The 23,999-nt window shown below is 70.6% G+C and carries 23 protein-coding genes; 8 read left to right on the plus strand and 15 right to left on the minus strand.

Features of this window, described 5'->3' with window-relative positions:
* The first annotated feature begins 3 nt into the window (after window positions 1-3).
* Complete coding sequence (locus tag ACFPOE_RS08085; RefSeq protein WP_376849576.1) at window positions 4-1,350, plus strand: MATE family efflux transporter; 1,347 nt, start codon at window positions 4-6, stop codon at window positions 1,348-1,350.
* Here ACFPOE_RS08085 and phoR read toward each other — a convergent pair.
* From phoR to pstS, 7 genes are all read right to left on the minus strand, one after another.
* Entirely contained in the window at window positions 1,304-2,653 is a 1,350-nt protein-coding gene (gene phoR, locus ACFPOE_RS08090) for a phosphate regulon sensor histidine kinase PhoR (protein ID WP_376849577.1), read from the minus strand. The genes ACFPOE_RS08085 and phoR overlap by 47 nt on opposite strands.
* 15 nt (window positions 2,654-2,668) lie before the next feature.
* Window positions 2,669-3,376: a phosphate regulon transcriptional regulator PhoB gene (gene phoB / locus ACFPOE_RS08095; RefSeq protein WP_376849578.1), complete on the minus strand. Its 708-nt coding sequence runs from the start codon at window positions 3,374-3,376 to the stop codon at window positions 2,669-2,671.
* A complete protein-coding gene (gene phoU / locus ACFPOE_RS08100) occupies window positions 3,373-4,077 on the minus strand; it encodes a phosphate signaling complex protein PhoU (RefSeq protein ID WP_376849579.1) in 705 nt (234 codons plus the stop codon). Before phoU ends, phoB begins: the two co-directional genes overlap by 4 nt.
* 9 nt (window positions 4,078-4,086) lie before the next feature.
* Window positions 4,087-4,923, minus strand: a complete 837-nt coding sequence (pstB, locus tag ACFPOE_RS08105) for a phosphate ABC transporter ATP-binding protein PstB (protein WP_376849580.1) — start codon at window positions 4,921-4,923, stop codon at window positions 4,087-4,089.
* Window positions 4,924-4,933: 10 nt separating this feature from the next.
* Window positions 4,934-5,800, minus strand: a complete 867-nt coding sequence (gene pstA / locus ACFPOE_RS08110) for a phosphate ABC transporter permease PstA (RefSeq protein ID WP_376850621.1) — start codon at window positions 5,798-5,800, stop codon at window positions 4,934-4,936.
* 38 nt (window positions 5,801-5,838) lie between these two features.
* Window positions 5,839-6,804: a phosphate ABC transporter permease subunit PstC gene (gene pstC, locus ACFPOE_RS08115; protein WP_376850622.1), complete on the minus strand. Its 966-nt coding sequence runs from the start codon at window positions 6,802-6,804 to the stop codon at window positions 5,839-5,841.
* Window positions 6,805-6,914: 110 nt separating this feature from the next.
* On the minus strand, window positions 6,915-7,958 hold the full coding sequence (gene pstS / locus ACFPOE_RS08120; protein WP_376849581.1) for a phosphate ABC transporter substrate-binding protein PstS: 1,044 nt from the start codon (window positions 7,956-7,958) through the stop codon (window positions 6,915-6,917).
* Between the two features lie 179 nt (window positions 7,959-8,137).
* Between pstS and ACFPOE_RS08125 the strand changes: the two genes are divergently transcribed.
* The 3 genes from ACFPOE_RS08125 to ACFPOE_RS08135 all read left to right on the plus strand — a co-directional run bounded on the left by ACFPOE_RS08125 (window position 8,138) and on the right by ACFPOE_RS08135 (window position 11,332).
* On the plus strand, window positions 8,138-8,614 hold the full coding sequence (locus tag ACFPOE_RS08125) for a fasciclin domain-containing protein (protein WP_376849582.1): 477 nt from the start codon (window positions 8,138-8,140) through the stop codon (window positions 8,612-8,614).
* 77 nt (window positions 8,615-8,691) lie between these two features.
* Window positions 8,692-9,777, plus strand: a complete 1,086-nt coding sequence (locus tag ACFPOE_RS08130) for an ABC transporter substrate-binding protein (RefSeq protein ID WP_376849583.1) — start codon at window positions 8,692-8,694, stop codon at window positions 9,775-9,777.
* A 70-nt stretch (window positions 9,778-9,847) separates the two neighbouring features.
* Window positions 9,848-11,332 carry a Ppx/GppA phosphatase family protein gene (locus tag ACFPOE_RS08135; RefSeq protein WP_376849584.1) on the plus strand — a complete coding sequence of 495 codons (1,485 nt, stop codon included), beginning with the start codon at window positions 9,848-9,850 and terminating at the stop codon, window positions 11,330-11,332.
* Window positions 11,333-11,341: 9 nt separating this feature from the next.
* Here ACFPOE_RS08135 and ACFPOE_RS08140 read toward each other — a convergent pair whose 3' ends face one another.
* Window positions 11,342-12,823, minus strand: a complete 1,482-nt coding sequence (locus tag ACFPOE_RS08140; protein ID WP_376849585.1) for a CYTH and CHAD domain-containing protein — start codon at window positions 12,821-12,823, stop codon at window positions 11,342-11,344.
* Window positions 12,824-13,087: 264 nt separating this feature from the next.
* Here ACFPOE_RS08140 and ACFPOE_RS08145 point away from each other — a divergent pair, with 264 nt between their 5' ends.
* From ACFPOE_RS08145 to ACFPOE_RS08155, 3 genes are read left to right on the plus strand one after another with little or no spacing between them, the layout of a single operon-like run.
* Window positions 13,088-14,536: a carbohydrate porin gene (locus ACFPOE_RS08145; RefSeq protein ID WP_376849586.1), complete on the plus strand. Its 1,449-nt coding sequence runs from the start codon at window positions 13,088-13,090 to the stop codon at window positions 14,534-14,536.
* A gap of 58 nt (window positions 14,537-14,594) precedes the next feature.
* Window positions 14,595-14,999, plus strand: a complete 405-nt coding sequence (locus tag ACFPOE_RS08150) for a hypothetical protein (protein ID WP_376849587.1) — start codon at window positions 14,595-14,597, stop codon at window positions 14,997-14,999.
* Between the two features lie 15 nt (window positions 15,000-15,014).
* A complete protein-coding gene (locus ACFPOE_RS08155; RefSeq protein WP_376849588.1) occupies window positions 15,015-15,506 on the plus strand; it encodes a GFA family protein in 492 nt (163 codons plus the stop codon).
* A 6-nt stretch (window positions 15,507-15,512) separates the two neighbouring features.
* On the opposite strand, the gene ACFPOE_RS08160 is transcribed toward ACFPOE_RS08155, so the two are convergent.
* Genes ACFPOE_RS08160 through ACFPOE_RS08175 form a run of 4 tightly spaced genes read right to left on the minus strand, consistent with a single transcriptional unit; the run spans window position 15,513 to window position 20,155 of the window.
* Window positions 15,513-15,974, minus strand: a complete 462-nt coding sequence (locus tag ACFPOE_RS08160) for a SixA phosphatase family protein (RefSeq protein ID WP_376849589.1) — start codon at window positions 15,972-15,974, stop codon at window positions 15,513-15,515.
* A 2-nt stretch (window positions 15,975-15,976) separates the two neighbouring features.
* A complete protein-coding gene (gene ppk1 / locus ACFPOE_RS08165) occupies window positions 15,977-18,091 on the minus strand; it encodes a polyphosphate kinase 1 (RefSeq protein ID WP_376849590.1) in 2,115 nt (704 codons plus the stop codon).
* A gap of 22 nt (window positions 18,092-18,113) precedes the next feature.
* Window positions 18,114-19,214: a glycosyltransferase family 4 protein gene (locus ACFPOE_RS08170; RefSeq protein ID WP_376849591.1), complete on the minus strand. Its 1,101-nt coding sequence runs from the start codon at window positions 19,212-19,214 to the stop codon at window positions 18,114-18,116.
* A complete protein-coding gene (locus ACFPOE_RS08175) occupies window positions 19,211-20,155 on the minus strand; it encodes a UDP-2,3-diacylglucosamine diphosphatase (RefSeq protein WP_376850623.1) in 945 nt (314 codons plus the stop codon). Before ACFPOE_RS08175 ends, ACFPOE_RS08170 begins: the two co-directional genes overlap by 4 nt.
* On the opposite strand from ACFPOE_RS08175, the gene ACFPOE_RS08180 reads away from it, so the two are divergent.
* A complete protein-coding gene (locus tag ACFPOE_RS08180; protein WP_376849592.1) occupies window positions 20,123-21,211 on the plus strand; it encodes an AI-2E family transporter in 1,089 nt (362 codons plus the stop codon). The genes ACFPOE_RS08175 and ACFPOE_RS08180 overlap by 33 nt on opposite strands.
* Here ACFPOE_RS08180 and ACFPOE_RS08185 read toward each other — a convergent pair.
* Genes ACFPOE_RS08185 through folP form a run of 3 tightly spaced genes read right to left on the minus strand, consistent with a single transcriptional unit; the run spans window position 21,208 to window position 23,944 of the window.
* Window positions 21,208-21,759 (minus strand): MOSC domain-containing protein, encoded by a 552-nt coding sequence (locus tag ACFPOE_RS08185; RefSeq protein ID WP_376849593.1) that lies wholly within the window; start codon window positions 21,757-21,759, stop codon window positions 21,208-21,210. The two genes, ACFPOE_RS08180 and ACFPOE_RS08185, sit on opposite strands and share 4 nt — an antisense overlap.
* Window positions 21,756-23,090, minus strand: coding sequence for a phosphoglucosamine mutase (gene glmM / locus ACFPOE_RS08190; protein ID WP_376849594.1), 1,335 nt, complete (start codon window positions 23,088-23,090; stop codon window positions 21,756-21,758). The genes ACFPOE_RS08185 and glmM overlap by 4 nt, the downstream gene beginning before the upstream one ends.
* Window positions 23,087-23,944, minus strand: coding sequence for a dihydropteroate synthase (gene folP, locus ACFPOE_RS08195; RefSeq protein WP_376849595.1), 858 nt, complete (start codon window positions 23,942-23,944; stop codon window positions 23,087-23,089). The genes glmM and folP overlap by 4 nt, the downstream gene beginning before the upstream one ends.
* Window positions 23,945-23,999 lie beyond the last annotated feature (55 nt).

Raw genomic sequence — 23,999 nt, forward strand, 5'->3', positions numbered from 1 at the left:
CGGGTGTCGGAACTGCGGACCATCGCCCGCCACGCGGGCACCGTGCTGGTGGGCCAGCTGGCGGTGATGGCCTTCGGCGTCACCGACACCATCGTGGCCGGCCGCTATTCGGAGCAGGCGCTGGCCGCGCTCTCGGTCGGCTCGGCCGTCTATGTGAGCATCTTCGTCGGCCTGATGGGCGTGCTGCAGGCGCTGCTGCCGACCTGGGCCGAGCTGCACGGCGCCGGCCGCGGCCACGACGTCGGCCGCTCGGTGCGCCAGGCGCTGTACCTGTCCGGGCTGACGATGGTGGTGGGCGTCACCGCGCTGTTCTTTCCCGGGCCGCTGCTGCGGTGGACGCAGGTGCCGCCGGCGCTGCAGGGCGAGGTGCGCGAGTACCTGGCGGTGCTGGTGCTGGCGCTGCCCGCCGCCCTGCTGTTTCGCATGTACAGCACGCTCAACCAGAGCCTGGGCAAGCCGCTGCTCGTGACCTGGCTGCAGACCGGCTCGCTGCTGGTGAAGATTCCGCTGTCGATCTGGTTCGCCTTCGGCGGGCTGGGCCTGCAGGCGCGCGGCGCGGTCGGCTGCGCCTGGGCGACGGTGGTGGTCAACTGGCTGTTCATCCTGCTGGCGCTCTGGCTGATCCGCAGCCAGCCGCTATACGAGCCCTACGCGATCTGGCGCCGGCTGGAGCGCCCCGACTGGCGCGCAATCGGCCAGTTCGCGCGGCTGGGCATTCCCGGCGGGCTAGCGATCATGGTGGAGGTCACCTCGTTCACGCTGATGGCGCTGTTCATCGCGCGCCAGGGCACGCTGGCCTCGGCCGCCCACCAGGTGGCCTCCAATCTGGCGGCGGTGCTGTACATGACGCCGCTGTCGATCGCGATCGCGACCAGCGCGCGGGTCAGCTACTGGCTGGGCCAGGGCGACCACAGCCGCGCGCGGGCGGCGATCCGCACCGGCTTCCGGCTGGCGGCCGCGCTCTCGCTGGGCCTGGCCACGACGACGCTCTTGGCCCGCCACGGCATCGCCAGCGTGTATGCAAAGACGCCGGAAGTCGCCGCGCTGGCAGCGACCCTGCTGGCCTGGCTGGCGGTGTTCCACCTGGGCGACGCCGCGCAGGCGGTGTTCGTGTTCGTGCTGCGCTGCTACCGGGTCGCCATCGCGCCGCTGGTTGCTTACTGCGTGCTGCTGTGGGGCGTCGGGCTGTCGGGCGGCTACCTGCTGGCCTACCGCGGCATCGGCCCGCTGCCGCCGCAGAATTCCCCGCTGGCCTTCTGGCAGGCCAGCACGCTGGCGCTGCTGCTGCTGGCGCCGATCCTGCTCACGATTCTGTGGCGAGCGGTGCGGCGGGCGCAGCGGCAGGCCTAGCGGACATACGCACCCGCGCGGCGGGGAACACGATCGAGAAGGTGGAGCCGGCGCCGGGCGCGCTCTCGATCTTGAGCTCGGCGCCGTGCCGTTGCACCACGTGCTTAACGATCGCCAGGCCCAGCCCGGTGCCGCCGGTCTCGCGCGAGCGGCTGCGGTCGATCCGGTAGAAGCGCTCGGTCAGCCGCGGCACGTGCTCGGGCGCGATGCCCGGACCGGTGTCGCGCACCGAGAAGACGGCGCGGCCATCCGGCAGCGGCTGCCAGCCGACGTCGATCGCGCCGCCCGGCCCGGTGTAGCGCACCGCGTTGCTCACCAGGTTGGACAGCGCGCTGTGCAGCTCGCTCTGGGCACCGGCCAGCTGCGCGTCGGTGTCGGCGAAGCGCAGCTCCTGCTGCTTGCCCAGCGTGCCGCCCAGCGCCCTGGCTTCCTGCTCGCACTGCGCCAGCAGGGCCGCGACCGGCGTCCAGTCGCCGGCCGGCGGCGGCGGGCTGCCCTCCAGCCGCGACAGCGTCAGCAGGTCGCTCACCAGCGTCTGCATGCGGTGGGCCTGGCGCCCCATCAGGTCCAGGTAGCGCAGCTGCTCGTCACGCGACAGCGGCAGCGTCTGCATGGTCTCGACGAAGCCGGTGAGCACGGTCAGCGGCGTGCGGATCTCGTGCGAGACGTTGGCGACGAAATCGCGCCGCATCGCATCGGCCTGCTCCAGCGCCGTGATGTCGCGCGTCAGCAGCAGCTGGCGGCCCTCGCCGTAGGGATGCAGCTGCACCGAGATCCGCACCGGCCGCACCGACGTGCTCTCGCGTCCGGTGACGACGATGTCGCGCCGGTAGTCCTTCGCCGCGTAATAGGCCGCGAACGAGGGATCGCGCACCAGGTTGCCGATCAGCTGCAGCATGTCGCGGTGGGCATCGATGCCCAGCTGCGCGGCGGCGGTCTGGTTGCACCATTCGATCCGGCCGTCGGGGTCCAGCAGCACCACGCCGTTGGGCGAGGCCTGGATCGCGGCCAGGAAGTCCTGCAGCCGGCGCTGGCTGTCCAGCGCCAGCTGCTCGCGCGAGCGCAGCGCCCGGCGGGCCCGGTCGGCGACCTCGCCCCACAGGCCGCGCATGCGCAGCTCCGGGCCGGCGCCGCCGTCGCGCAGCCAGAGCGCCACCTTCAGCCCGCGCCACAGGTCCAGCAGGAACCACAGCGTCGATGCGATGGCCAGGCCCGCGAGCGCGCCGGCCAGGCCGCCCGCCCACCATCCCGCCAGCGTGCCGGCCAGCTGGATGGCCACGAACAGCGAGATGCGAAACAGCATGGAACGCCGGCGCGCTCAGCTCGGCGCCGCGCTGCCGACCTGCGCCGTCAGGCGATAGCCGGCGCCGCGCACCGTCTCCAGCGCGCCGGCGGCCGGCCCCAGCGATTCGCGCAGCCGCTTGACGTGGACGTCGACGGTGCGCTCCTCGATGAACACGTGGTCGCCCCAGACCTTGTCCAGCAGCTGCGAGCGGCTGTGGACGCGCTCCGGGTGCTTCATCAGGAAGTGCAGCAGCTTGAACTCGGTGGGCCCGACCTTCAGCGGCCGGCCGCGCCAGTTGACCCGGTGGGTGGCGGCGTCCAGCGCCAGCTCGCCGATGGTCACCGTCTCCGAGCCCTGTTCCGGCGCCCGCCGCCGCAGCACGGCGCGGATGCGCGCCAGCAGCTCCTGGGTGGAGAACGGCTTGGTGATGTAGTCGTCGGCGCCGGCGTCGAGCCCCGCCACCTTGTCCGGCTCGTCGCCGCGGGCCGTCAGCATCAGGATCGGGATCGCCCTGGTGCGGCTGTCGGCGCGCCACTTGCGCGCCAGCGCCAGGCCGCTCTGGCCCGGCAGCATCCAGTCCAGCAGGATGGCGTCGGGCAGCACCGCATCGAGCTCGCGCTGCGCCGCGATGCCGTCTTCCGCCCACACCGGCGCGAAGCCGTTGTGGCGCAGGTTGACCGACACCAGTTCGGCGATCGACGGTTCGTCCTCGACGATCAGGACCCGGGGCTGGTGCTTCATCTCACCGCTGATTCGATGTCTTCCATCGACGAATGGCGCACGTCGGCGCCCTTGACGACGTAGATGATCAGCTCGCCGATGTTCTTGGCGTGGTCGCCGATGCGCTCGATCGCCTTGGCCAGGAACAGCAGGTCCAGGCTGGCGGAGATGGTGCGCGGGTCTTCCATCATGTAGGTGATCAGCTTGCGCACGAAGCCGTCGAACTCCCGGTCGATGGCGTCGTCCTCCTTCAGGATCGCGACCGCGGCGGCGGTGTCCAGCCGCGCGAAGGCGTCCAGCGCCTTGCGCAGCAGCGCCGACGCCAGGTCGGCCGCCACCCGCAGCTCCGACGAAGGCAGCGTGCGGCCGGCGCCGCTCTTGTCGACGATGTTGCGGACCATGCGGGCGATCCGCGTGGTTTCGTCGCCGACCCGCTCCAGGTTGGCGGTGGTCTTGGAGATGGCGATCAGCAGCCGCAGGTCGCGCGCCGTCGGCTGGCGCCGGGCGATGATCGACGACAGCTCGCGGTCGATGTCGATCTCCATCCGGTTGACCCGCTCCTCGATCTCGAACACTTCGTCGGCGGCTTCGGCGTTGAACTGGGTGAAGGCATAGATCGCGCTGCGGATCTGCGATTCGACCAGCCCGCCCAGCTCCATCACGCGCGAGGACACGCCGTTGAGTTCGCTGTCGAACTGGGTGGAGAGGTGTTTGTCAGGCATGAAATCTCCTCAACCGAATCGGCCCGTGATGTAGTCCTCGGTTTCCTTGCGCTTGGGCTTGAAGAAGATCTGTTCGGTCTCCCCCACTTCCACCAGGTCGCCCAGGTACATGTAGGCAGTGTAGTCACTGACCCGCGCCGCCTGCTGCATGTTGTGGGTGACGATCACCACGGTGTAGTCGTGCTTGAGCTCGCCGATCAGCTCCTCGATCCTGGCGGTGGAGATCGGGTCCAGCGCCGAACAGGGTTCGTCCAGCAGCAGCACCTCGGGCTTGATGGCGATGCCGCGGGCGATGCACAGGCGCTGCTGCTGGCCGCCGGACAGGCCGGCGCCGCTCTGCTTCATCTTGTCGCGCACTTCGCCCCACAGCGCCGCCTTGCGCAGCGCCCACTCGACCCGCTCGTCCATGTCGGTGGCGCTGAGGTTCTCGAACAGGCGCACGCCGAAGGCGATGTTGTCGTAGATCGACATCGGGAACGGCGTCGGCTTCTGGAACACCATGCCGATGCGGGCCCGGATCAGCGCGACGTCGCGCTTGGAAGCCAGCAGGTTCTCGCCGTCCAGCACGATCTCGCCCTCGGCCCGCTGTTCCGGATACAGCTCGAACATGCGGTTGAAGGTGCGCAGCAGCGTCGACTTGCCGCAGCCGGACGGGCCGATGAAGGCGGTGACCTTGTGCTCGGGGATGTCCAGGTTGATGTTCTTGAGGGCGTGGAACTTGCCGTAATAGAAATTGAGGTCGCGGATCGCGATCTTCGGCGCGGCGGCGCCGGCGGCAGCGACGGCGGACATGCCGGGGCTTGCGACGGGCGCGACGGGCGCTGCAGCCAGGGTGGCGGTGTTCATTCTTGCCTTGTCAGATCTTGCTGCGGGTCAGCACCCGCGCGAGGATGTTCAGCCCGAGCACCGCGATGGTGATCAGGAACACGCCGGCCCAGGCCAGCTGCTGCCAGTTCTCGTACGGGCTCATGGCGAACTTGAAGATGGTCACCGGCAGGCTGGCCACCGGCCCGGACAGGCTGGAGGTCCAGAACTGGTTGCTCAGCGAGGTGAAGAGCAGCGGCGCCGTCTCGCCCGAGATGCGGGCGACCGCCAGCAGCACGCCGGTCACCACGCCGGCCCGGGCGGCGCGCAGGGTGATGCTCATGATCACCTTCCACTTGGGGGCGCCCAGGGCGTAGGCCGCCTCGCGCAGGCCGGCCGGCACCAGCATCAGCATGTTCTCGGTGGTGCGGATCACCACCGGCACCACGATCAGGGCCAGCGCGGCGATGCCGGCCCAGCCGGAGAACGACTTGAAGCGGGCCACCACCACCGTGTAGACGAACAGGCCGATGACGATGGACGGCGCCGACAGCAGGATGTCGTTGACGAAGCGGGTCAGCGAGCCCAGCCAGCCCTTGAGGTCGTATTCGGCCAGGTAGATGCCGGCCATGATGCCGACCGGCGTGGCGACGAAGGTGGCCAACGCCACCATCAGGAAGGATCCGTAGATCGCGTTGGCGATGCCGCCGGCCTCGTTGGGCGGTGGCGTCATCTGCGTCAGCGTGGCCCAGGTCAACCCGCCCAGCCCCAGCCGCACTGTGTCCCACAGGATCCAGACCAGCCAGAAGATGCCGAACACCATCGCCAGCAGCGACAGCGTCAGGGCGACCAGGTTCACGCGCTTGCGCACCGCGTACTTCAGCTCGCGGCCGCGGGCGGCGTCGGCCTTGCGCAGCAGGCGCTCGCCGGTGCCCCCGGGGGTGGCCGGTGCGGCGCTCACGACTTGGCCCCCTCATGGCGGCGCAGCCGCGCCAGCAGCAGCTTGGACAGCGACAGCACGACGAAGGTGATGAAGAACAGCACCAGGCCCAGGTAGATCAGCGCGGCCTGGTGCAGGCCCTCGCCGGCTTCGGCGAACTCGTTGGCCAGGGCGGAGGTGATGCTGTTGGCGGCCTGGAACAGCGACAGCGAATCGAGCTGGTTGAAGTTGCCGATCACGAAGGTGACGGCCATGGTCTCGCCCAGCGCCCGGCCCAGGCCCAGCATGATGCCGCCGATCACGCCGGCCTTGGTATAGGGCAGCACCACCTGCGACACCACTTCCCAGGTGGTGGAGCCCAGCGCGTAGGCCGACTCCTTGAGCATCGGCGGGGTGACGTCGAACACGTCGCGCATCACCGAGGCGATGAAGGGAATGATCATGATGGCCAGGATGATCCCGGCCGAGAGGATGCCGATGCCCACCGGCGGGCCCGACACCAGCGCGCCGAGGTAGGGCACGCCGGCGAACAGGCTCTGCAGCGGCTGCTGCACGTAAGTGGCCAGGATGGGCCCGAACACCAGCAGGCCCCACATGCCGTACACGATCGACGGGATGGCCGCCAGCAGCTCGATCGCCGTCCCCAGCGGGCGCTTGAGCCAGGCCGGCGACAGTTCGGTCAGGAACAGGGCGATGCCGAAGCTGACCGGCACCGCGATCACCAGCGCGATCAGCGAGGTGGCCAGGGTGCCGTAGATCATCACCAGGCCGCCGAACTCCTCGCTCACCGGGTCCCAGACGCTGTTGGTGAGGAAGCCCAGCCCGTACTTCTCGATCGCCGGCCAGGCCCCGACCAGCAGCGACAGCAGGATGGCGGCCAGCATCCCGAGCGTGAGCAGCGCGGCGCCGCGGGCCGCCCATCCGAACAGGCGGTCGGCGATGGCGGAGGTGCGCAGGGGATGGGCAGCCGGCGGCATGCTCATCGCGCGCTCCGGCGAGAGCGAACGCGACAGGTCGAACGAGGCCTCATGGGCCGGAAGTGTAGAGGACACAGGCGGCCCTTCCCGTCGGTTCGGAGCGGATCCGCTGCCGCTTACTTGATGGCCACGGCCTTGCCGGAGCCGTCCTTGATCTCGCCCCAGGCCTTCTCGATCTGGGTCTTGACCACCGCCGGCATCGCGACGTAGTCAAGCTCGGCGGCGGTCTTGTCGCCCTGCTGGTAGGCCCACTGGAAGAACTTCAGCGTCGCCGCGGCCTGGGCCGGCTTGTCCTGCACCTTGTGCATCAGGATGAATGTCGCGCCGGTGATGGGCCAGGACTCGGCGCCCGGCTGGTCGGTGAGGATCTGGTAGAAGCTCTTGTTCCACTGCGCGCCGGCGGCGGCCGCCTTGAACGCCCGGTCTTCGGGCGAGACGAACTTGCCGGCCGCATTCTGCATCTGGGCATAGGTCATCTTGTTCTGCTTGACGTACGCGTATTCCACGTAGCCGATCGAGTTGGGCAGCCGCGCGACGAAGGCGGCGACGCCCTCGTTGCCCTTGCCGCCGGCGCCCGTGGGCCAGTTCACGGCGGTGCCCTCACCCACCTTGGACTTCCACTCCGGGTTCACCTTGCTCAGGTAGTTGGTGAAGATGAAGGTCGTGCCCGAGCCGTCGGCGCGGCGCACCGGCGAGATTGCCGCGTCCGGCAGTGCCAGGCCGGGGTTGATCGCCTTGATGGCAGCGTCGCTCCACTTGGTGATCTTGCCCAGGTAGATGTCGCCCAGCACCTGGCCGTTGAGCTTGAGCTGGCCGGGGCCGATGCCCTTGATGTTGACCACCGGGATGACGCCGCCGATGACGGTGGGGAACTGCATCTGGCCCTTCTTGGCCAGGTCCTCGTCCTTCTGCGGCATGTCGGAGGCGCCGAAGTCGACGGTCTTGCTGTCGATCTGCTTGATGCCGGCACCGGAGCCGACCGACTGGTAGTTGATCCTGACGCCGGTGGCCTTGTTGTAGTCGGAGGCCCACTTGGAATACAGCGGTGCCGGGAAGCTGGCGCCGGCGCCGGTGACTTCCTGGGCGCCGGCAGCGGCGGCGAAGGACAGGGCCGAGAAGCCGGCAAGCGACAAGGCGGCGATGCGGAAAGTCTTGTTCATGGAGGGTTACCTCTGGTTGGAGTGGACTGCCACGACTCTACGAAGCTTGTGTGACAGGGGGATGACACTGCCTCGGCCGGCCGCCGGCGGCGGGCGACGCCCGGACCGCGGGGTTGTCATGCGGTTGACACGGCTGCGCCCTAGCCTCGGGCGGGCCAACTACTCCAGGAGAAAACCCAATGTCCAATCGCCGCTTCCTTCTTGCCGCTTCGCTGCTGGCACTGCTGGCCGGCTGCGCCACGCCGTCCGCCCCGCTGTCGGTGGCCGACACGCTGGCCCGCGACCCGCAGCTGAGCACGCTCAACGCCCTGGTGCAGCAAGCCGGGCTGGCCGACATGCTGCGCGGCGCCGGCCCTTACACGGTCTTCGCCCCGACCAACGAGGCCTTCGCCGGAGTGCCGGCCGCGACCATGGCCGAACTGAAGGACCCGGCCCGCCTGAAGGCGGTGCTGAGCTACCACGTGCTTCCTGCCCGGATGGTGCCCGCCGACATCAAGACCGTCAATGCGAGGACCGCCAACGGCGCCGAGGTCGCGCTGGCGCGCACCGGCGACTTCGTCACCGTGGAAGACGCGCTGGCCCAGGGCCACGAAGTCATCGCCAGCAACGGCGTGGTCTACGCGATCGACCGCGTGCTGATGCCGCCGCGCCGCTGAGCCCCGGATTGCACCCGATGCGCCGAACCCATGCAGGCCTGCGCCGGAGAACGGTCCTGAAATCCGCTGCCGCTGCCGTGCTCGCCACCACCCGCGCGGCCTGGTGCCAGCCCGGGCACGCCCAGGCCCACCCCCTGGTGGTGGCCCAGGTCGTCGACCTGTCCAACGAGCAGCAGGACGTCTCGCGGGACTTCCTGGTCGGCTCGCGCGCCGCCTGGCAGGACGTCAACGCCGGCGGCGGCCTGCGCGGCCGGCCGATCCAGCACCTCGTGCTCGAGGTGGACGGAACGCCGGCCAGCCTGCAGGCGGTGTTGCGCTCGGTGCGCGACAACCCCGCCTGCATCGCGCTGTCCGGCACCGTCAGCGACCCGGCGGCCACCCAGCTGGCGGCGCTGCTGCGGCAGGAAGCGCTGGCGATCGCCCACGTCGCGCCCTGGCTGCAGAACTCGATGCAGGAGATCGACGAGCGCACTTTTCCAATCTTCGCGGCGCGCCGCGAGCAGATCGCCCACGCGCTGAAGTCGCTCTCGGCCACCGGCGTGCGCGAAGTCGGCGCGGTGTTCGCATCCCGCCGCGAACACGCGCTGTACCGCGAGGACGCCGCCCGCATCGCCGCCGGCCTCAGGCTCGGCCTGCGCAGCTATCCCGGCGACCTGCCGCTGGCGCAGCTGGGCCAGCAGATGGACCAGGCCACGCCGGCCGTGCTGCTGTTCATCGGCGGCACCCCGGAACTGGTGCAGTTCACCCAGGGGCTGGACCGGCAGGCGCGCCAGCGCTACGTGGTGGCGCTGGCCGACGTCAACCTGCAGACCGTGCTGCAGATGGGCGGCGCCCGGGCCACGCCGGTGATCGCGACCCAGGTGGTGCCGATGGTGACGGCGTCCTCGGTGCCGATCGTGCGGCGTTACCGCGAGGTGCTGGCGCGGCTGTTCGACGAGCAGCCGACGGCGCTGAGCCTGGCCGGCTTCATCGCCGCCCGCTACACCGCCGAAGTGCTGGCCGGCATCGACGGCGCCGTCACCCGCGCCAGCGCGCTGGCCGCGTTCCAGAAGCTCGCCGCGCTGGACCTGGGCGGCTACCGAGTCGCCTTCGACGGCAGCCGCCGCAGCGCCGGCTACGTCACCCAGAGCATGCTGACAGCGGACGGGCGTGTCGTCGGTTGAGGTGCGCCGGCCGGCCCAATGGCGGCGGGCCCGATGCTATGCTGGACCACGCCCCCGCCGAACCAGCCTGATGCAAAACGGAACCCTGCTTGCCGCCGTCGACCTCGGATCGAACAGCTACCGCCTCGAGATCGGCCGCTTCGACCACGGGCAGATCCACCGCACCGAATACCTCAAGGAGACGGTGCGCCAGGGCAACGGCCTGGACGAGGAGCGCAACCTCACGCGCGAGGCGATGCAGCGCGGCTGGGACTGCCTGGCGCGCTTCGGCGAGCGGCTGGCCGGCTTCAAGCGCAACCAGGTGCGTGCGGTCGCCACCCAGACGCTGCGCGAGGCGCGCAACCGCGACGAGTTCCTGGAGCGCGCCCATGCCATCCTGGGCTTTCCGATCGACGTCATCTCCGGCCGCGAGGAAGCGCGGCTGATCTACCAGGGCGTGGCCCACCTGCTGCCGCAGTCGGACGAGCGCCGGCTGGTGGTGGACATCGGCGGCCGCTCCACCGAACTGATCCTGGGCCAGCATTTCACCGCCGGCACCACCGAGAGCTACCGGGTGGGCAGCGTCGCCTGGTCGATGAAGCATTTCCCCGAAGGCCAGTTCACCGAAGGCGCCTTCGCCCGGGCCGAGGTCGCGGCCAAGGCGGTGCTGGACGAAGCGCTGGGCGCCTACCGGCGCAGCGACTGGGACGTGGCCTACGGCGCCTCCGGCACCATCGGCGCGGTGGCCGACGTGCTGGGCGCCGCCGGCCGGCCGGCCGGGCTGATCGACCGTGCCGGGCTGCAGTGGCTGCACGAGCGGCTGCTGGCCGCCCGCAGCGCCGACAAGCTCAAGCTCGATGGCATCAAGGACGACCGCCGGGCGGTGATCGGCGGCGGCCTGAGCGTGCTGCAGGCCACCTTCGACCTGCTGGAGATCGACGTGCTGCACGCCGCCGAGGGTGCGCTGCGCCATGGCGCGCTGTTCGACCTGCTGGACCGGGAACACAGCGAGACCGACATCCGGTCCACTACCGTGCAGCGGCTGGCCGGCAAGTTCGGCGCCGATCCGGCGCAGGCGGCACGCGTGGGCCGGGTCGCCGGCCAGCTGCTGCGCCAGCTGCGCAGCGGCAGCGACGCCGCCGAACTCGATCGCCAGCAGGGCGAGCTGGGCTGGGCCGCGCAGCTGCACGAGATCGGCAGCCAGATCTCGCACAGCGATTACCACAAGCACGGTGCCTACATCCTGGACAACGCCGACGCGCCCGGGTTCGCGCAGCCCGAACTGCACCGGCTGAGCCTGCTGGTGCTGGGCCACCGGGGCAAGCTGCGCAAGCTGGACGCCGACTTCGAGGACGACCTGTTCGTGCACCAGCTGCTGTGCCTGCGGCTGGCGGTGATCCTGTGCCACGCGCGGCGCGATCCCGACCTCAAGGGCGTGCAGCTGCGCGCCGACGGCCACGTGATCACGCTCGCCCTGCGCGCCGACTGGCCGCAGGCCTGGCCGCAGTCGGCCTACCTGCTGCGCGAGGAAGTGATCGCCTGGCAGAAGACGCCGTGGATCCTGGCGCTGGCGTGAGCCGGGCCGTCAGTCCCAGAACGGCCGGGCCCGGCCGAAATCCTGGATCGCCCGCTGGCAGGCCTGTGCATTGGGCTCGCGCCGCGCGCTCAGCCAGCCGGCGGCAAACCAGGCGCGCGGCTCGGTGGCGGCCAGCGACCGGTAGGCGTGCAGCGCCATCAGTTCGTCGTTGTACAGCCCCAGCGCGTCCTGCACCGGCTTGAGGCGGTCGGCAAAGGCCTGGCTCCTGGCCGGCGCAAACAGCGGCGCGGCGAACTCGGCCAGGTAGCGCAGGCGCTTGGCGCGCTTGCGCGCGCGGTGCTGGCGCGCCTCGTCCAGGCTGGCGAAGCGGCGGCCATCCTTGAGCACCCGGGCATGCAGGCCGGCCAGCGCCTTGCGCACGCGCTTCCTGGTGGCATCGTGGTCCGGACCGGCGCCGGCGGCGCCGCCGTGCACGAAGGCCAGCAGCCCCAGCAGCGCATCCTGGAACGCCGGTGCGCGCACCGCCGCGCCGGGATCGGGCACCTGCGGCTGCAGCGCCTGCGGCGCAACCGCCGGGCCGCCGGCGCCTTCCATCAGCGGCTCGACGGTGCGCGCCAGGTGGCCCTGGTCGCGGTGCCGTCCCAGCACCCGGAACGCCGCCACCAGCGGCGCTTCCCAGCCGGGATCGATGCCCTGGGCCAGGCCGGCCAGCTCGCGCAGCGCGGTGCGCAGGCGGCGGATGCCCACCCGCAGCTGGTGGATGTGTTCGGCATCGGTGCTGCCGCCGGCGACTTCGCTGGCGTACTCCAGCACCTGGCCCAGGCAGGACGACAACACCGCCGCCACCAGTTCCTGCCCGCCGGCGCGCGGCCCGACCGCGGGCGGCTGCACGGTGGCAACCGGCCGTGCCGTCGTGCCCGCCAGCCGCTGGCCTTTCGCCGACTTGCTGATGGTGCTCAGCCACAGGCCGTGCAGCGCGCAGCCTTCGCGCGCCAGTTGCACCACATCGGCGGGCGCGCCCTGCTGCAGTTCCAGCTCCAGCTCGCGCACCGGCACGGAGTGCGCGCCGGCGACGATGCGGCCTTCGTCCAGCGCCAGTTCGATCTGGGATGCGCCGCGCGCAACCGTCACGGACAGGCGCGTCACGTCGGTTTCGTACAGGGCCACCAGCGGCGGAAAGGCGGCCTGCGGCTTGAGCCGGAGCGCGCGGCGGATCGCCTGCCCCGCCGGCGTGCCGGCGTGGCGCGCGAGGTCCACCGCCGGAATCATTGCCGCTGCGTCCGGCGCCACCGGGGCGTTGTGCTCCTGCCGCTCCAGCGGCCCGCGGCCGGGCGCCTTGGCGGTCTGCACCCACTTGCGGCCTTCCTGGCGCATCCGCACGACGATGCCGTGGCGGGCCAGCGCGCCGTCCGGCGTGTCGAAATAGGTGGCGCGCAGGCGCTCGCGCCTGGCCGGCCCCTGGCGCAGCGCGGCGGCCAGCGGCTGCAGCCGCTCGGGCGGCACTTCCAGCTTCAGTTCGAATTCGGTCATCGTCGATCCGCTCCGGTTGATGGGCCTGTCGTCTCCCGATGGACTTCAGTGCATCCGCAGACCCTCCATGCTGCGTCAGAAAACCGATAAAGCCCACAGCGAACCGCAAGGCGACGTCTGCGCGCCGGGCTTTCCGGCCCGCTGGCCTCCGGGCCAGGCGGGACAGCAGCGTAGACTCGCCGCAACCTGGGCGCCGACCAGCGCCGGCAGCGTGCCGGCGTCGTCGATGTGCCGCTGGCCGCTCCTACAAGGAAAGTGCGAACCGTGAACCAGCGCAGACCCGACATCCACGACCTGACGGGCCTGCGGACCTTCGCCCGGCTTGCCGGTGCCGCCTTGGTCGCATCGGCGGCAGGATTCGGCAGCTATGCCGGTGCGGCGGAACCCGCCCGCCCGGATGCCGACGGCGGGGCAGCGAGCGAGGGCGACCTGCCGCGCGGCCTGCTGGGCGACATGGGCGGCTTGCGCCCCGCGTTGGCTCGCCACGGCACGGTGCTGGGACTGACCGAAGCCAGCGAGGTGACCGGGGTGCTGCGCGGCGGCCTTCGCCAGGGGCAGGCCTACCGTGGCCTCACGACATTGAATCTGACCATGGACACCGAACAGGCGGGCGCCTGGCACGGCGGCACCTTGTTTGCCAGCGCCTTGCAGATCCATGGCCGCGAATTCACGCCGGAATACGTGGGCAGCTTTCACACTGCGAGCAACCTGGAGGCCCGCAGGGCGACCCGGCTCTGGGAGCTGTGGTACCGCCACCAGGTCAGCGGCTCGCTTGACATCAAGGTCGGCCAGCAGAGCATCGACCAGGAATTCATGATCAACGGCGGCGCCGCGCCGTTTGCCGCGGCTTACTTCGGTTGGCCCGCGCTGCCCTCGGTGGACCTTCCCGCCAGCGGCGGGGTGTACCCGCTGGCCAGCCTGGGCGTGCGCGTGCGCGCACAGCTGTCGGAGACATCCACCCTCCTGGCGGGCGTGTTCGCCGGCGATGCGGCCAATTCCAGCAGCCAGGATGCACAGGTCGCCAATCCGCGCGGAACCACATTCAGCCTGCACGGCGGCACCCTCGCCATCGCCGAGTACCAGTACGCTGTCAACCAGGCAGCGCCCGGCGAGACGCAAGGTGCGACTGGATTGCCCGCGACCTACAAGCTCGGCGTGTGGCACCACAGCAAGTCGTTTGCCGACCAGCGCCGCGATGCCCAGGGCCTGTCCCAGGCGGACCCGGCTAGCAATGCAGGCCCGGCCCAGCACCGGGGCAACTTCAGCCTGTATGCCACGGCCGACCGGATGCTGTGGCGCGCGCAAGCTGGTCCCGGGGCCGTGAACGTTTTCCTGCGCGCCATGGCCGCGCCGTCGGACCGCAACCTGGTGAGCTTCTCCGCCGACGCGGGCCTGACCGTGACCGCGCCGTTCGCGGCACGGCCCCATGACGTGCTGGGCGTCGGCGTGGCCTTTCTCAAGCTCAGCCAGGATGCGCTCGCACTTGACCGGGACCTCAACGCGTTCAACAACACCCGCATTCCCGTGCGCAGCCATGAAACCCTGCTGGAGGCGACCTACGTGTACCAGCTGGCGCCCTCTTGGCTGCTGCAGGGGGTGCTCCAGTACACCATCAGGCCCGCAGCCGGGGCGGTCGATCCCGCGGACGCTGCCCGCAAGCAGCGTATTCCCAATGCCACCGCCGTCGGCCTGCGCACCACCATGACCTTCTAGGAGCCTGCGCCGCGACCGGGATAAACTGTATATACCGTTTAACTTCCGCAGGGCGTCCATGGCAACCAGCAAGAAAACCAGCAAGTCCGTGATCCCGGTGCGCAAGCCCGCGCCGAAGAAGCCGGCCGCGGCCAGGCCGCGCGCGAAGGCCGCGCCACGGCCCGCCGCCTCCCCCGCCCCGGCCGCCTCGGCCCGGCCGCTGCCGGCCAGGCCGGCGGAGGCGCCGAAAGCCGACAAGCCGAAGAAGCCCAAGCTGGTGCGCGACAGCTTCACCATTCCCAAGGCCGAGTTCACCGTGCTGCAGGACCTGAAGCTGCGCGCCGGCATGCACGGCACCGCCGCCAAGAAGAGCGAGCTGCTGCGCGCCGGCATCAAGGCGCTCGCCGCCATGAGCGATGCGGCATTCACGGCCGCCCTGGCCGCCGTGCCGCCGATCAAGACCGGCAGGCCGTCGAAGGAATAAGGGCGGGAGGCAGCGATGGACGAGGCACCGGCGGTCCTGGACGGCGGCTGCAGCTGCCGCCACGTGCGCTACCAGCTGCATGGTCCGCCGCTGTTCGTCCATTGCTGCCATTGCACCTGGTGCCAGCGCGAAAGCGGCTCGGCCTTCGCGCTCAACGCGATGGTCGAGTCCGACCGCGTGCAGCTGCTGGCGGGGGAAGTCGAGGTGGTGGACACGCCCTCGGCCAGCGGCAAGGGCCAGCAGATTGCGCGCTGCCCCCACTGCAAGGTGGCGGTCTGGAGCAACTACGCCGGCGCCGGCGCCGCCGTGCGCTTCGTGCGCGTCGGCACGCTGGACGAGGCCGGCCGGCTGCCGCCGGACATCCACATCTTCACCTCGACCAAGCAGCCGTGGGTGCTGCTGCCGCCCGGCACGCCCGCCGTTGCCGAGTATTACCGGGCTTCCGAGCACTGGCCGGCCGCCAGCCTGGAGCGCCGCGCCCGCCTGCAGGCGCAGCAGCAGCAATAGCCGGCGCTAGACCAGGTCGGGCGACTGCACCGACAGCACCACGGTCTGCTGGTGGCCGTCGCGCTCGCGGCTGCGCAGCCACCACACGGCGCCCTTGCGGATCGGGAAGTCGCCGTTGCTCACGCCGATCAGCCGCGCCACCGCCTGCCCCAGCGTCGGCTGGTGGCCGACCACCAGCACCGCCGGCCGGGAGTGCGGCCAGTCCGCGCCCTCCAGCAGCTTGTCGACGCCCATGTCCGGCGCCAGTGCCTCGCTCAGCTTGTACTTGCGGCCCAGCGGCAGCACGGTCTGCTCGCAGCGCAGCGCCGGGCTGCACAGGATGCGCGCGCTGTCCGGCAGGTGCCGGTCCAGCCACACGGCCATGCGGGCCGCCTGCTTCTCGCCGCGCGGGGTGAGCGCGCGCTGCAGGTCGCTCTGGCCATCGTACGGGTCTTCGGCTTCGGCATGGCGCCACAGGATCAGGTCCACGGTCAGGCTCCTTCGGTGTTGTCGCGCGCCGCATAGCGGGCCATCAGGGCCGCCTGCGCGCCATGGCCCTTGGGGTCGCCCGCGCCCTTGACCCGCTTGTAGCTGCCGTCGGCCATCAGGTCCCAGGCGTCGCGGTCGTCGTGCAGGCAGGCCACCAGGCATTCGTCGATGATCCGCTGGCGCAGCCGCGGCTCGTTCACCGGCCAGGCCAGCTCGATGCGGCGCAGCATGTTGCGGTTCATCCAGTCGGCGCTGGACAGGTACAGCTCCTCGGTGCTGCCGCAGCGCAGGTAGAACACGCGCGAATGTTCCAGGAAGCGGCCGACGATGGAGCGCACGCGGATGTTGTCCGAGACGCCCGGCACCCGGGCCGGCAGCATGCAGGCGCCGCGCACGATCAGGTCGATCCTGGCGCCGTGCCGGCCGGCGCGCAGCAGCGCCAGCATCAGCGCCTCGTCGGTCAGCGCGTTCATCTTCAGCACCACCCGGGTCTCGATCCCGCGCGAGGCCGCCTCGCCCAGCACGTCGATCTTCTCGATCAGCTTGCGGTGCAGCTGGAACGGCGCCACCAGCGCCAGGTTCAGGCGCGGCAGCTTGCTCTGGCTGGCCAGCTGCAGGAACACGTTCTCAAGGTCGGCGGTGAGCAAGGGATCCGCCGTGAGGAAGCTCAGGTCGGTGTACAGGCGCGCGGTGCGGGCGTTGTAGTTGCCGGTTCCCAGGTGGGCGTAGCGGCGCAGCTCCCGGCCCTCGCGCCGCGTCACCAGCAGCATCTTGGCGTGCGTCTTCAAGCCCAGCACGCCGTAGACCACCTGGGCGCCGATCGACTCCAGCATCTCCGACCAGTTGATGTTGGCTTCCTCGTCGAAGCGGGCCTGCAGCTCCACCACCACGGTCACTTCCTTGCCGCGGCGCACGCCCTCGCGCAGCAGGTCCATCAGCGTCGAATCGGCGCCGGTGCGGTAGATGGTCTGCTTGATCGCCAGCACGTTGGCGTCCTGCACCGCCTCGCGCAGGAACTCCAGCACGGCGTCATAGCTTTCGTAAGGGTGATGCATCAGCACTTCGCGCCGCTGCAGTTGCTCGAAGAAGGACTGGCCGCGCACCAGCTCCACCGGCCAGGACGGCTTGTAGGGCGGGAACAGCAGCTGCGGCGCGTCCACCAGGTCGATCAGCTGCTGCAGCCGCACCAGGTTGACCGGGCCGTGCACCCGGTACAGCGCCGCCGGCGGCAGGTTGAACTGCTGCAGCAGGAAGCTGGCCAGGTAATCGGAGCAGCCCGAGGAGACTTCGAGGCGCGTGGCCTGGCCGTAGTGCCGGTGCTGCAGGCCCAGGCGCAGGGCGGTGCGCAGGTTGCGCACGTCGTCCTCGTCCACCGCCAGGTCCGAGTGGCGGGTGACGCGGAACTGCGAGAACTGGCCGACCTCGCGCCCGCTGAACAGGCTGTCCAGGTGGGCCCGGATCACGCTGGACAGCGAGACGAACAGCGCCTTCTTGCCCGACACCTTGGCCGGCATCCGGATCACGCGCGGCAGCACGCGCGGCACCTTGACGATGGCGATCTCGTTCTCGCGCCCGAACGCATCCTTGCCGCCCAGGCGGACGATGAAGTTCAGCGACTTGTTGGCCACCTGCGGAAAGGGATGGGCCGGATCCAGCCCGACCGGGATCAGCAGCGGCCGGACCTCGCGCTCGAAATACTCGGCGACCCAGGCGCGCTGGGCGGCGTTGCGGTCGCCGTGGGAGACGATCTCGATGCCGGCCTTGACGAAGGCCGGCGTCAGCTCCTCGTTGAACAGCGCGTACTGCTTGTCGACCAGCTTGTGGGCCGCCTGCGACAGCGCCTCGAAGGTTTCGATGGTGTACAGGCCCTTGTGGTCGCCGTTCTGGACCGCGGTCAGGTGCGGTGCGGCCCGCACCTCGAAGAACTCGTCCAGGTTGGACGAGACGATGCACAGGTAGCGCAGCCGCTCCAGCAGCGGCACGTCGCGCCGATGAGCCCAGTCCAGCACCCGCTCCTGGAAGGCCAGGATGCTGTGGTCGCGGTCCAGGAACCGCAGCGGGCCGTCGGCGGCCGGTTGCGGCGCGGTGGTGGGCGCGGTGCGTGGTGACAATTCCATGACGGGGAGTTCGCCCACAGTATCACGCGCTCGACGACGGTTTTGGGGCCGGCACCAGCGGGTCGGCGCGCCCGGCACCGGCCGGCCGCGGCCGGGCCGGCACCAGATGGCCCGCGAACAGCTCGCCGGCCCGGCGCCAGCTGAAGTCCAGCGCCCGCAGCCGCGCGTGCTCGCGCGGCACGGCCAGCGCCCGGAAGCAGGCCAGCCGCAGGTCCTCGTGCAGCGCGCCGCCCAGGCGGCCGCCGCCGTCCAGGTCCCGCCGCCCCAGCACCTCCAGCGGCCCGTCCACCGGGTACGCGGCCACCGGCGTGCCGCAGGCCATGGCCTCGGCCATCACCAGCCCGAAGGTCTCTGACCGGCTGGGAAAGACGAACAGGTCGGCCGCCGCGTACACCTTCGCCAGTTCGTCGCGCGGCAGCAACCCGAGCCAGTGCACCTGGGGATAGCGCTTCCTGAGCGTGTCCAGCACCGGCCCGACACCGCAGACCACCTTGCTGCCGGGCAACTCCAGCGCCAGGAAGGCGTCGATGTTCTTCTCGTAAGACACCCGCCCGACGAACAGCGCGACCGGCCGGCGCAGGCTGCCGTGCGGTGCGTCGTTGCGCGGCTGCGGGTGGAACCTGAACAGCGCGGTATCGACGCCATGGGTCCAGGGCCTGAGGTTGCGAAAGCCGCGCCGCTGCAGCATCTCCAGCACGCCCTGAGTCGGCACCAGCACGCCGGCCGACGGCCGGTGGAAATGCCGGAACAGCGCATAGCCCCAGGACAGCGGGACGCGCAGTGCCGCGTGCAGGATCTCCGGAAAGCGCGTGTGGAAGGCGGTGGTGAAGGCCAGCCGGCGCTGCAGGCAATAACGGCGCCCGGACCAGCCCAGCGGGCCTTCGGTGGCCAGGTGGATCGCGTCGGGCTGGAACGCATCCAGCCGGCGCGCCAGCTCGAGCGCCGGGGCGACCGCCAGATCGATGCCGTCGTAGCCCGGACAGGGCCGGGTGCGAAACAGATGGGGGTGGATCACTTCCAGCCGGTGGCCGGCCTGCTCCAGTTCCCGCACCAGTTCCACCAGGGTGGTCACGACGCCGTTGACCTGGGGTTGCCAGGCGTCGGTCACCAGGGCGATCTTCACGCCGCCTCCAGTTCCAGCCCGAGTTCCGGCGCCTCGCCCTGCGCCGACGGCGCCTCGCCGCCCGGCATCCAGTGCAGCAGTTCGAGCCGGCCGTCGAAGTGCTCGGCCAGGGCCGTGCGGCTTTCCACCCAGTCGCCGTCGTTGCAGTACAGGGTGCCGCCGATCTCGCGCATCTCGGCGCGGTGGATGTGGCCGCAGACCACGCCGTGGTGGCCGCGCCGGCGGGCCTCGGCGGCGACGGCGGCCTCGAAATCGGCGACGTAGTTCAGCGCCTTCTTGACCTTGTGCTTGAGATAGGCCGAGAGCGACCAGTACGGCAGCCCCAGCCGGCCGCGCAGCCGGTTGAGATGGCGATTGAGCCTGAGCGTGAACTCGTAGAGGTTGTCGCCCAGGTAGGCCAGCCACTTGGCGCACTGGATCACGCCGTCGAAATCGTCGCCGTGCACCACCCACAGCCGGCGGCCGTCGGCGGTCAGGTGCACCGCTTCCCGGCGCACCTCGATGCCGCCGAAATGGTGGCCGCAGTACTGGCGCGCGAACTCGTCGTGGTTGCCCGGCACGTACACCACTTCGCAGCCCTTGCGGGCGCGCCGCAGCAGCTTCTGCACCACGTCGTTGTGCGCCTGCGGCCAGTGCCAGCGGCGCCGCAGCTGCCAGCCGTCGACGATGTCGCCGACCAGGTAGAGGTAATCGCTGTCGCAGGCCTTGAGGAAGTCGAGCAGTTCCCGCGCCTGGCAGCCGGGGGTTCCCAGGTGCAGGTCGGAGATGAAGATGGCGCGGTAGCGCATCAGTGGGTGTTCTCGTAGCCGTCCATGGAACCGAGTCTGGGCGCGCCATGTGACAGCTTGATGGCAACCGGATGACGGTCCGTGGCCCGTCACGCGCGCGTCACCGGCTATGCTCGGCCCATGCCGACGCCGCTGAACTCCCCCGAACTGCAGAACAAGGTGTTCCTGGCGCTGCTGGTGCTGGTGACGGTCGCCTTCGGCCTGATCATCTGGCCGTTCAACGGCGCGATCTGGTGGGCGATCTTCATCGCCATCGTGTTCCTGCCGCTGCACCGCCGGCTGCTGCGGCGCTTCGGCCCGCAGCGCGCCACCCTGGCGGCGCTGGCGACGCTGGGCATCACGCTGGTGGTGGCGATCCTGCCGCTGGTGCTGCTGACGGTGTCGGTGACGCAGGAAGCCGCGGCGATCTACGGCCGGGTCAAGTCGGGCGAGCTCAACCCGGCGCAGTACTTCCAGCAGATCGTCGACAGCCTGCCGGCCTGGCTGCGCCAGCTGGCCGAGCGCTTCGGCCTGCTGGACGTGACGCAGGCGCAGCGCCGGTTCGTGGCCAGCCTGTCGCAAAGCGGCCAGGCGCTGACGGCGCAGGCCCTGAGCATCGGCCAGACCACCTTCGACTTCCTGGTCAGCTTCTTCCTGATGCTGTACCTGCTGTTCTTCCTGCTGCGCGACGGACCGGCGCTGTCGTCCAGCATCGTGGAGGCGATGCCGCTGCAGCGGCATCGCAAGCGGCAACTGTTCGACAAGTTCGTGACCGTCGTGCGGGCCACCGTCAAAGGCAACATCCTGGTGGCGCTGATCCAGGGCGCGCTGGGCGGCCTGGCGCTGGGCTTCCTGGGCGTTCCGGGTGCGATGCTGTGGGGCGCGGTGATGGCGATGCTGTCGCTGCTGCCGGCGATCGGCGCCGCCATCGTCTGGCTGCCGGTGGCCATCTGGTTGCTGGTCACGGGTTCGCTGTGGCAGGGCTTCGGCCTGATCGCCTGGGGCGTGCTGGTGATCGGCCTGGTGGACAACCTGCTGCGGCCGGTGCTGGTGGGCAAGGACACCCAGCTGCCGGACTACCTGGTGCTGTTTTCCACGCTGGGCGGGATGGCGATCTTCGGCCTCAACGGCTTCGTCATCGGCCCGGTGATCGCGGCGATGTTCGTCGCCGCCTGGGACATCTTCGCCAAGGCCGAGCGCGAGGACGGCGCCGCCGGCCCTGCCGGCTAGACCGGTTCCAGCGCCCGCAAGGGTCCGGCCGGCGCTTCGATGCGGATGACGTCGCCCGGCCGCACCTGGCCGCCGGCGAGCACCACGGCCATCACGCCCGCCTTGCGCACCAGGTTGCCGGCCGCATCGCGGTCCAGCACCGCGGCGGTGAGCCCGCGCTGGAACTTGTCGATCTGCGAACAGGGGTTGCGCAGCCCGGTCACTTCGACCACCGCGCTCTCGCCCAGGTGCAGCCTGGTTCCCGTGGCCAGGGCCAGCAGGTCGACGCCGCGGGTGGTGAGGTTCTCGCCCAGCTCGCCGGGCCAGACCGGAAAGCCGGCCTCCATCAGTTCGTCGAACAGCTCCGCATGCAGCAGGTGGACCTGGCGCAGGTTGGGCTGGCTGGGATCGCGCGCCACCCGCGAGCGGTGTTGCACCGTCGTGCCCGAATGGGCGTCGCCCTGCACGCCGATGCCCGGCACCAGGGTGACGGCGTCTTCGGCGAACTTGCTGAAGCTGTGGCTGCCGCTGCGGTGGACCGCGACCACGCTGGCCGGCGGCGCCGTCAACCGGCCCTCACCGCTTCGGCCAGCCGCTCGGCGCTGCTGCGCGCCTGCTTGGCGTCGCGCGCCTCCACCATCACGCGCACCACCGGCTCGGTGCCGCTGGGCCGGATCAGGATGCGGCCGGAAGCGCCCAGCTCCGCCTCGATGCGCTGGCTTTCGCTGGCCAGCTGGGTGTTCTTCCTGAAGTCCTGGCCGGGGGCGAGCTTGACGTTGATCAGGGTCTGCGGGAACAGCGTGACGTTCTTGAGCAGCTGCGACAGCGACTTGCCGCTGCGCACCGTGGCCTGCAGCACCTGCAGCGCGCTGATCAGCCCGTCGCCGGTGGTGTGCTTGTCCAGCGCCAGCAGGTGGCCCGAGCCCTCGCCGCCCAGCAGCCAGCCGCGCTTTTCCAGCTCCTCCAGCACGTAGCGGTCGCCGACCTTGGCCCGCACGAACTCGACCCCGCGCTCGCGCAGCGCCAGCTCCACCGCCATGTTGGTCATCAGCGTGCCGACCGCGCCGGGGACCTTCTCGCCGCGGTCCAGCCGCTCGCACACCATCAGGTACAGCAGCTCGTCGCCGTTGTAGAGGCGCCCGGCCGAATCGACGATCTGCAGCCGGTCGGCGTCGCCGTCCAGCGCCACGCCGAAATCGGCCATGTGCATCTTCACGGTATCGACCAGGGTCTGCGGATGGGTGGCGCCGATGTGGTCGTTGATGTTCAGGCCGTCGGGCGAGCAGCCGATGCAGGCGATCTCGGCGCCGAGCTCGTGGAACACCTTGGGCGCGATGTGGTACGCCGCCCCGTGGGCGGCGTCGATCACCATGCTCACGCCCTTGAGCGTGAGGTTGTGGGCGAAGGTGCTCTTGCAGAACTCGATGTAGCGGCCGGCCGCGTCGTCCAGCCGCCGGGTCTTGCCCAGGTTGGCCGAGTCGGCCCAGACCGGCGGCTTGGCCACTTCCGCCTCCACTTCGAGCTCCCAGTCGTCGGACAGCTTGGTGCCGGTGGCGCTGAAGAACTTGATGCCGTTGTCGGCGAACGGGTTGTGGCTGGCGCTGATGACGACGCCCAGGTCGGCGCGCTGGGCCCGCGTGAGGTAGGCGACGCCCGGCGTCGGCAACGGGCCCAGCAGCACCACGTCGACGCCGGCGGAGTTGAAGCCCGATTCCAGCGCGCTTTCCAGCATGTAGCCGGAGATGCGGGTGTCCTTGCCGATCAGCACCGTGGGTCGGTCGATGGTCTTCTTCAGCACCCGGCCGACCGCGTGCGCCAGCTTGAGCACGAAGTCGGGGGTGATGGGGGGCTGGCCGACCGTGCCGCGGATGCCGTCGGTGCCGAAATAGGTTCTGCTCATGGGGGACTGCCTGGCTGGTCTGTTGTTGAAAAAATTGTAGCGGCGGCCCAGACCTTCAGGGCCGCCGCCGTTTCCCTGACGTCGTGGACGCGCACGATGCGCGCGCCGCGCTCCACGGCCAGCAGCGCCGCGGCGATGCTGGGCGCGAGCCGCTCCTCCACCGGCAGGCCGGTGACGGCGCCCAGCGAGGACTTGCGCGACCACGCCGCCAGCAGCGGATAGCCGTCCGCGAGCAGCTCGCGCTGGCGCGCCAGCAGCGCGAAGTTCTGCGGCGGCGTCTTGCCGAAGCCGATGCCCGGGTCCCAGGCGATCCGGGCCCGGGCGACGCCGGCGGCCAGCAGCAGGGCCGTCTGCTGCCGGAGAAACTCGTGCACCTGCGGCACGGCGTCGCCCGCCAGCGGCGAGCGCTGCATGGTCTGCGGGTCGCCGTGCATGTGCATCAGGCAGACGCCGCAAGCCGGATGGGCCGCGACCGCTTCCAGCGCGCCGGGCTGCCGCAGCGCCCGGATGTCGTTGACGATGTCGGCGCCCTCGGCCAGCGCCGCCCGCATCGTCTGCGGCTTGTAGCTGTCCACCGAGATCGGCACGCCCAGTTTCACCGCCTCCCGCAGCACCGGCAGCACCCGGGCCAGTTCCTCGTCCAGCGGCACCGGCGGCGAGCCGGGGCGGCTGGATTCGCCGCCGATGTCCAGGATGTCGGCGCCCTCGGCAAGCAGCCGCTCGCAATGCGCCAGCGCGGCGCGCGTGCCCGCATGCAGGCCGCCGTCATAGAACGAATCGGGCGTGACATTGACGATGCCCATCAGCCTGGGCCGGGCCAGGTCGATCGAAAAGCGCGCTGTTTGCCAATGCATGCGGCGATTGTCCCGCATGGTCCGGCGCGGCGGGGCTGCGGTCAGGCGCGGCGTG

This window comes from Caenimonas terrae (assembly GCF_042655405.1).
GTDB lineage: Bacteria > Pseudomonadota > Gammaproteobacteria > Burkholderiales > Burkholderiaceae_C > Ramlibacter > Ramlibacter terrae_A.

Excerpts from the sequence above, each read along its gene's own strand:
- phoR (WP_376849577.1), bottom strand. The coding sequence starts at position 2,653 with ATGCTGTTTCGCATCTCGCTGTTCGTGGCCATCCAGCTGGCCGGCACG.
- phoB (WP_376849578.1), bottom strand. The coding sequence starts at position 3,376 with ATGAAGCACCAGCCCCGGGTCCTGATCGTCGAGGACGAACCGTCGATC.
- phoU (WP_376849579.1), bottom strand. The coding sequence starts at position 4,077 with ATGCCTGACAAACACCTCTCCACCCAGTTCGACAGCGAACTCAACGGC.
- pstB (WP_376849580.1), bottom strand. The coding sequence starts at position 4,923 with ATGAACACCGCCACCCTGGCTGCAGCGCCCGTCGCGCCCGTCGCAAGC.
- pstC (WP_376850622.1), bottom strand. The coding sequence starts at position 6,804 with ATGAGCATGCCGCCGGCTGCCCATCCCCTGCGCACCTCCGCCATCGCC.
- pstS (WP_376849581.1), bottom strand. The coding sequence starts at position 7,958 with ATGAACAAGACTTTCCGCATCGCCGCCTTGTCGCTTGCCGGCTTCTCG.
- ACFPOE_RS08125 (WP_376849582.1), top strand. The coding sequence starts at position 8,138 with ATGTCCAATCGCCGCTTCCTTCTTGCCGCTTCGCTGCTGGCACTGCTG.
- ACFPOE_RS08135 (WP_376849584.1), top strand. The coding sequence starts at position 9,848 with ATGCAAAACGGAACCCTGCTTGCCGCCGTCGACCTCGGATCGAACAGC.
- ACFPOE_RS08140 (WP_376849585.1), bottom strand. The coding sequence starts at position 12,823 with ATGACCGAATTCGAACTGAAGCTGGAAGTGCCGCCCGAGCGGCTGCAG.
- ACFPOE_RS08150 (WP_376849587.1), top strand. The coding sequence starts at position 14,595 with ATGGCAACCAGCAAGAAAACCAGCAAGTCCGTGATCCCGGTGCGCAAG.
- ACFPOE_RS08155 (WP_376849588.1), top strand. The coding sequence starts at position 15,015 with ATGGACGAGGCACCGGCGGTCCTGGACGGCGGCTGCAGCTGCCGCCAC.
- ppk1 (WP_376849590.1), bottom strand. The coding sequence starts at position 18,091 with ATGGAATTGTCACCACGCACCGCGCCCACCACCGCGCCGCAACCGGCC.
- ACFPOE_RS08180 (WP_376849592.1), top strand. The coding sequence starts at position 20,123 with ATGCCGACGCCGCTGAACTCCCCCGAACTGCAGAACAAGGTGTTCCTG.
- glmM (WP_376849594.1), bottom strand. The coding sequence starts at position 23,090 with ATGAGCAGAACCTATTTCGGCACCGACGGCATCCGCGGCACGGTCGGC.
- folP (WP_376849595.1), bottom strand. The coding sequence starts at position 23,944 with ATGCATTGGCAAACAGCGCGCTTTTCGATCGACCTGGCCCGGCCCAGG.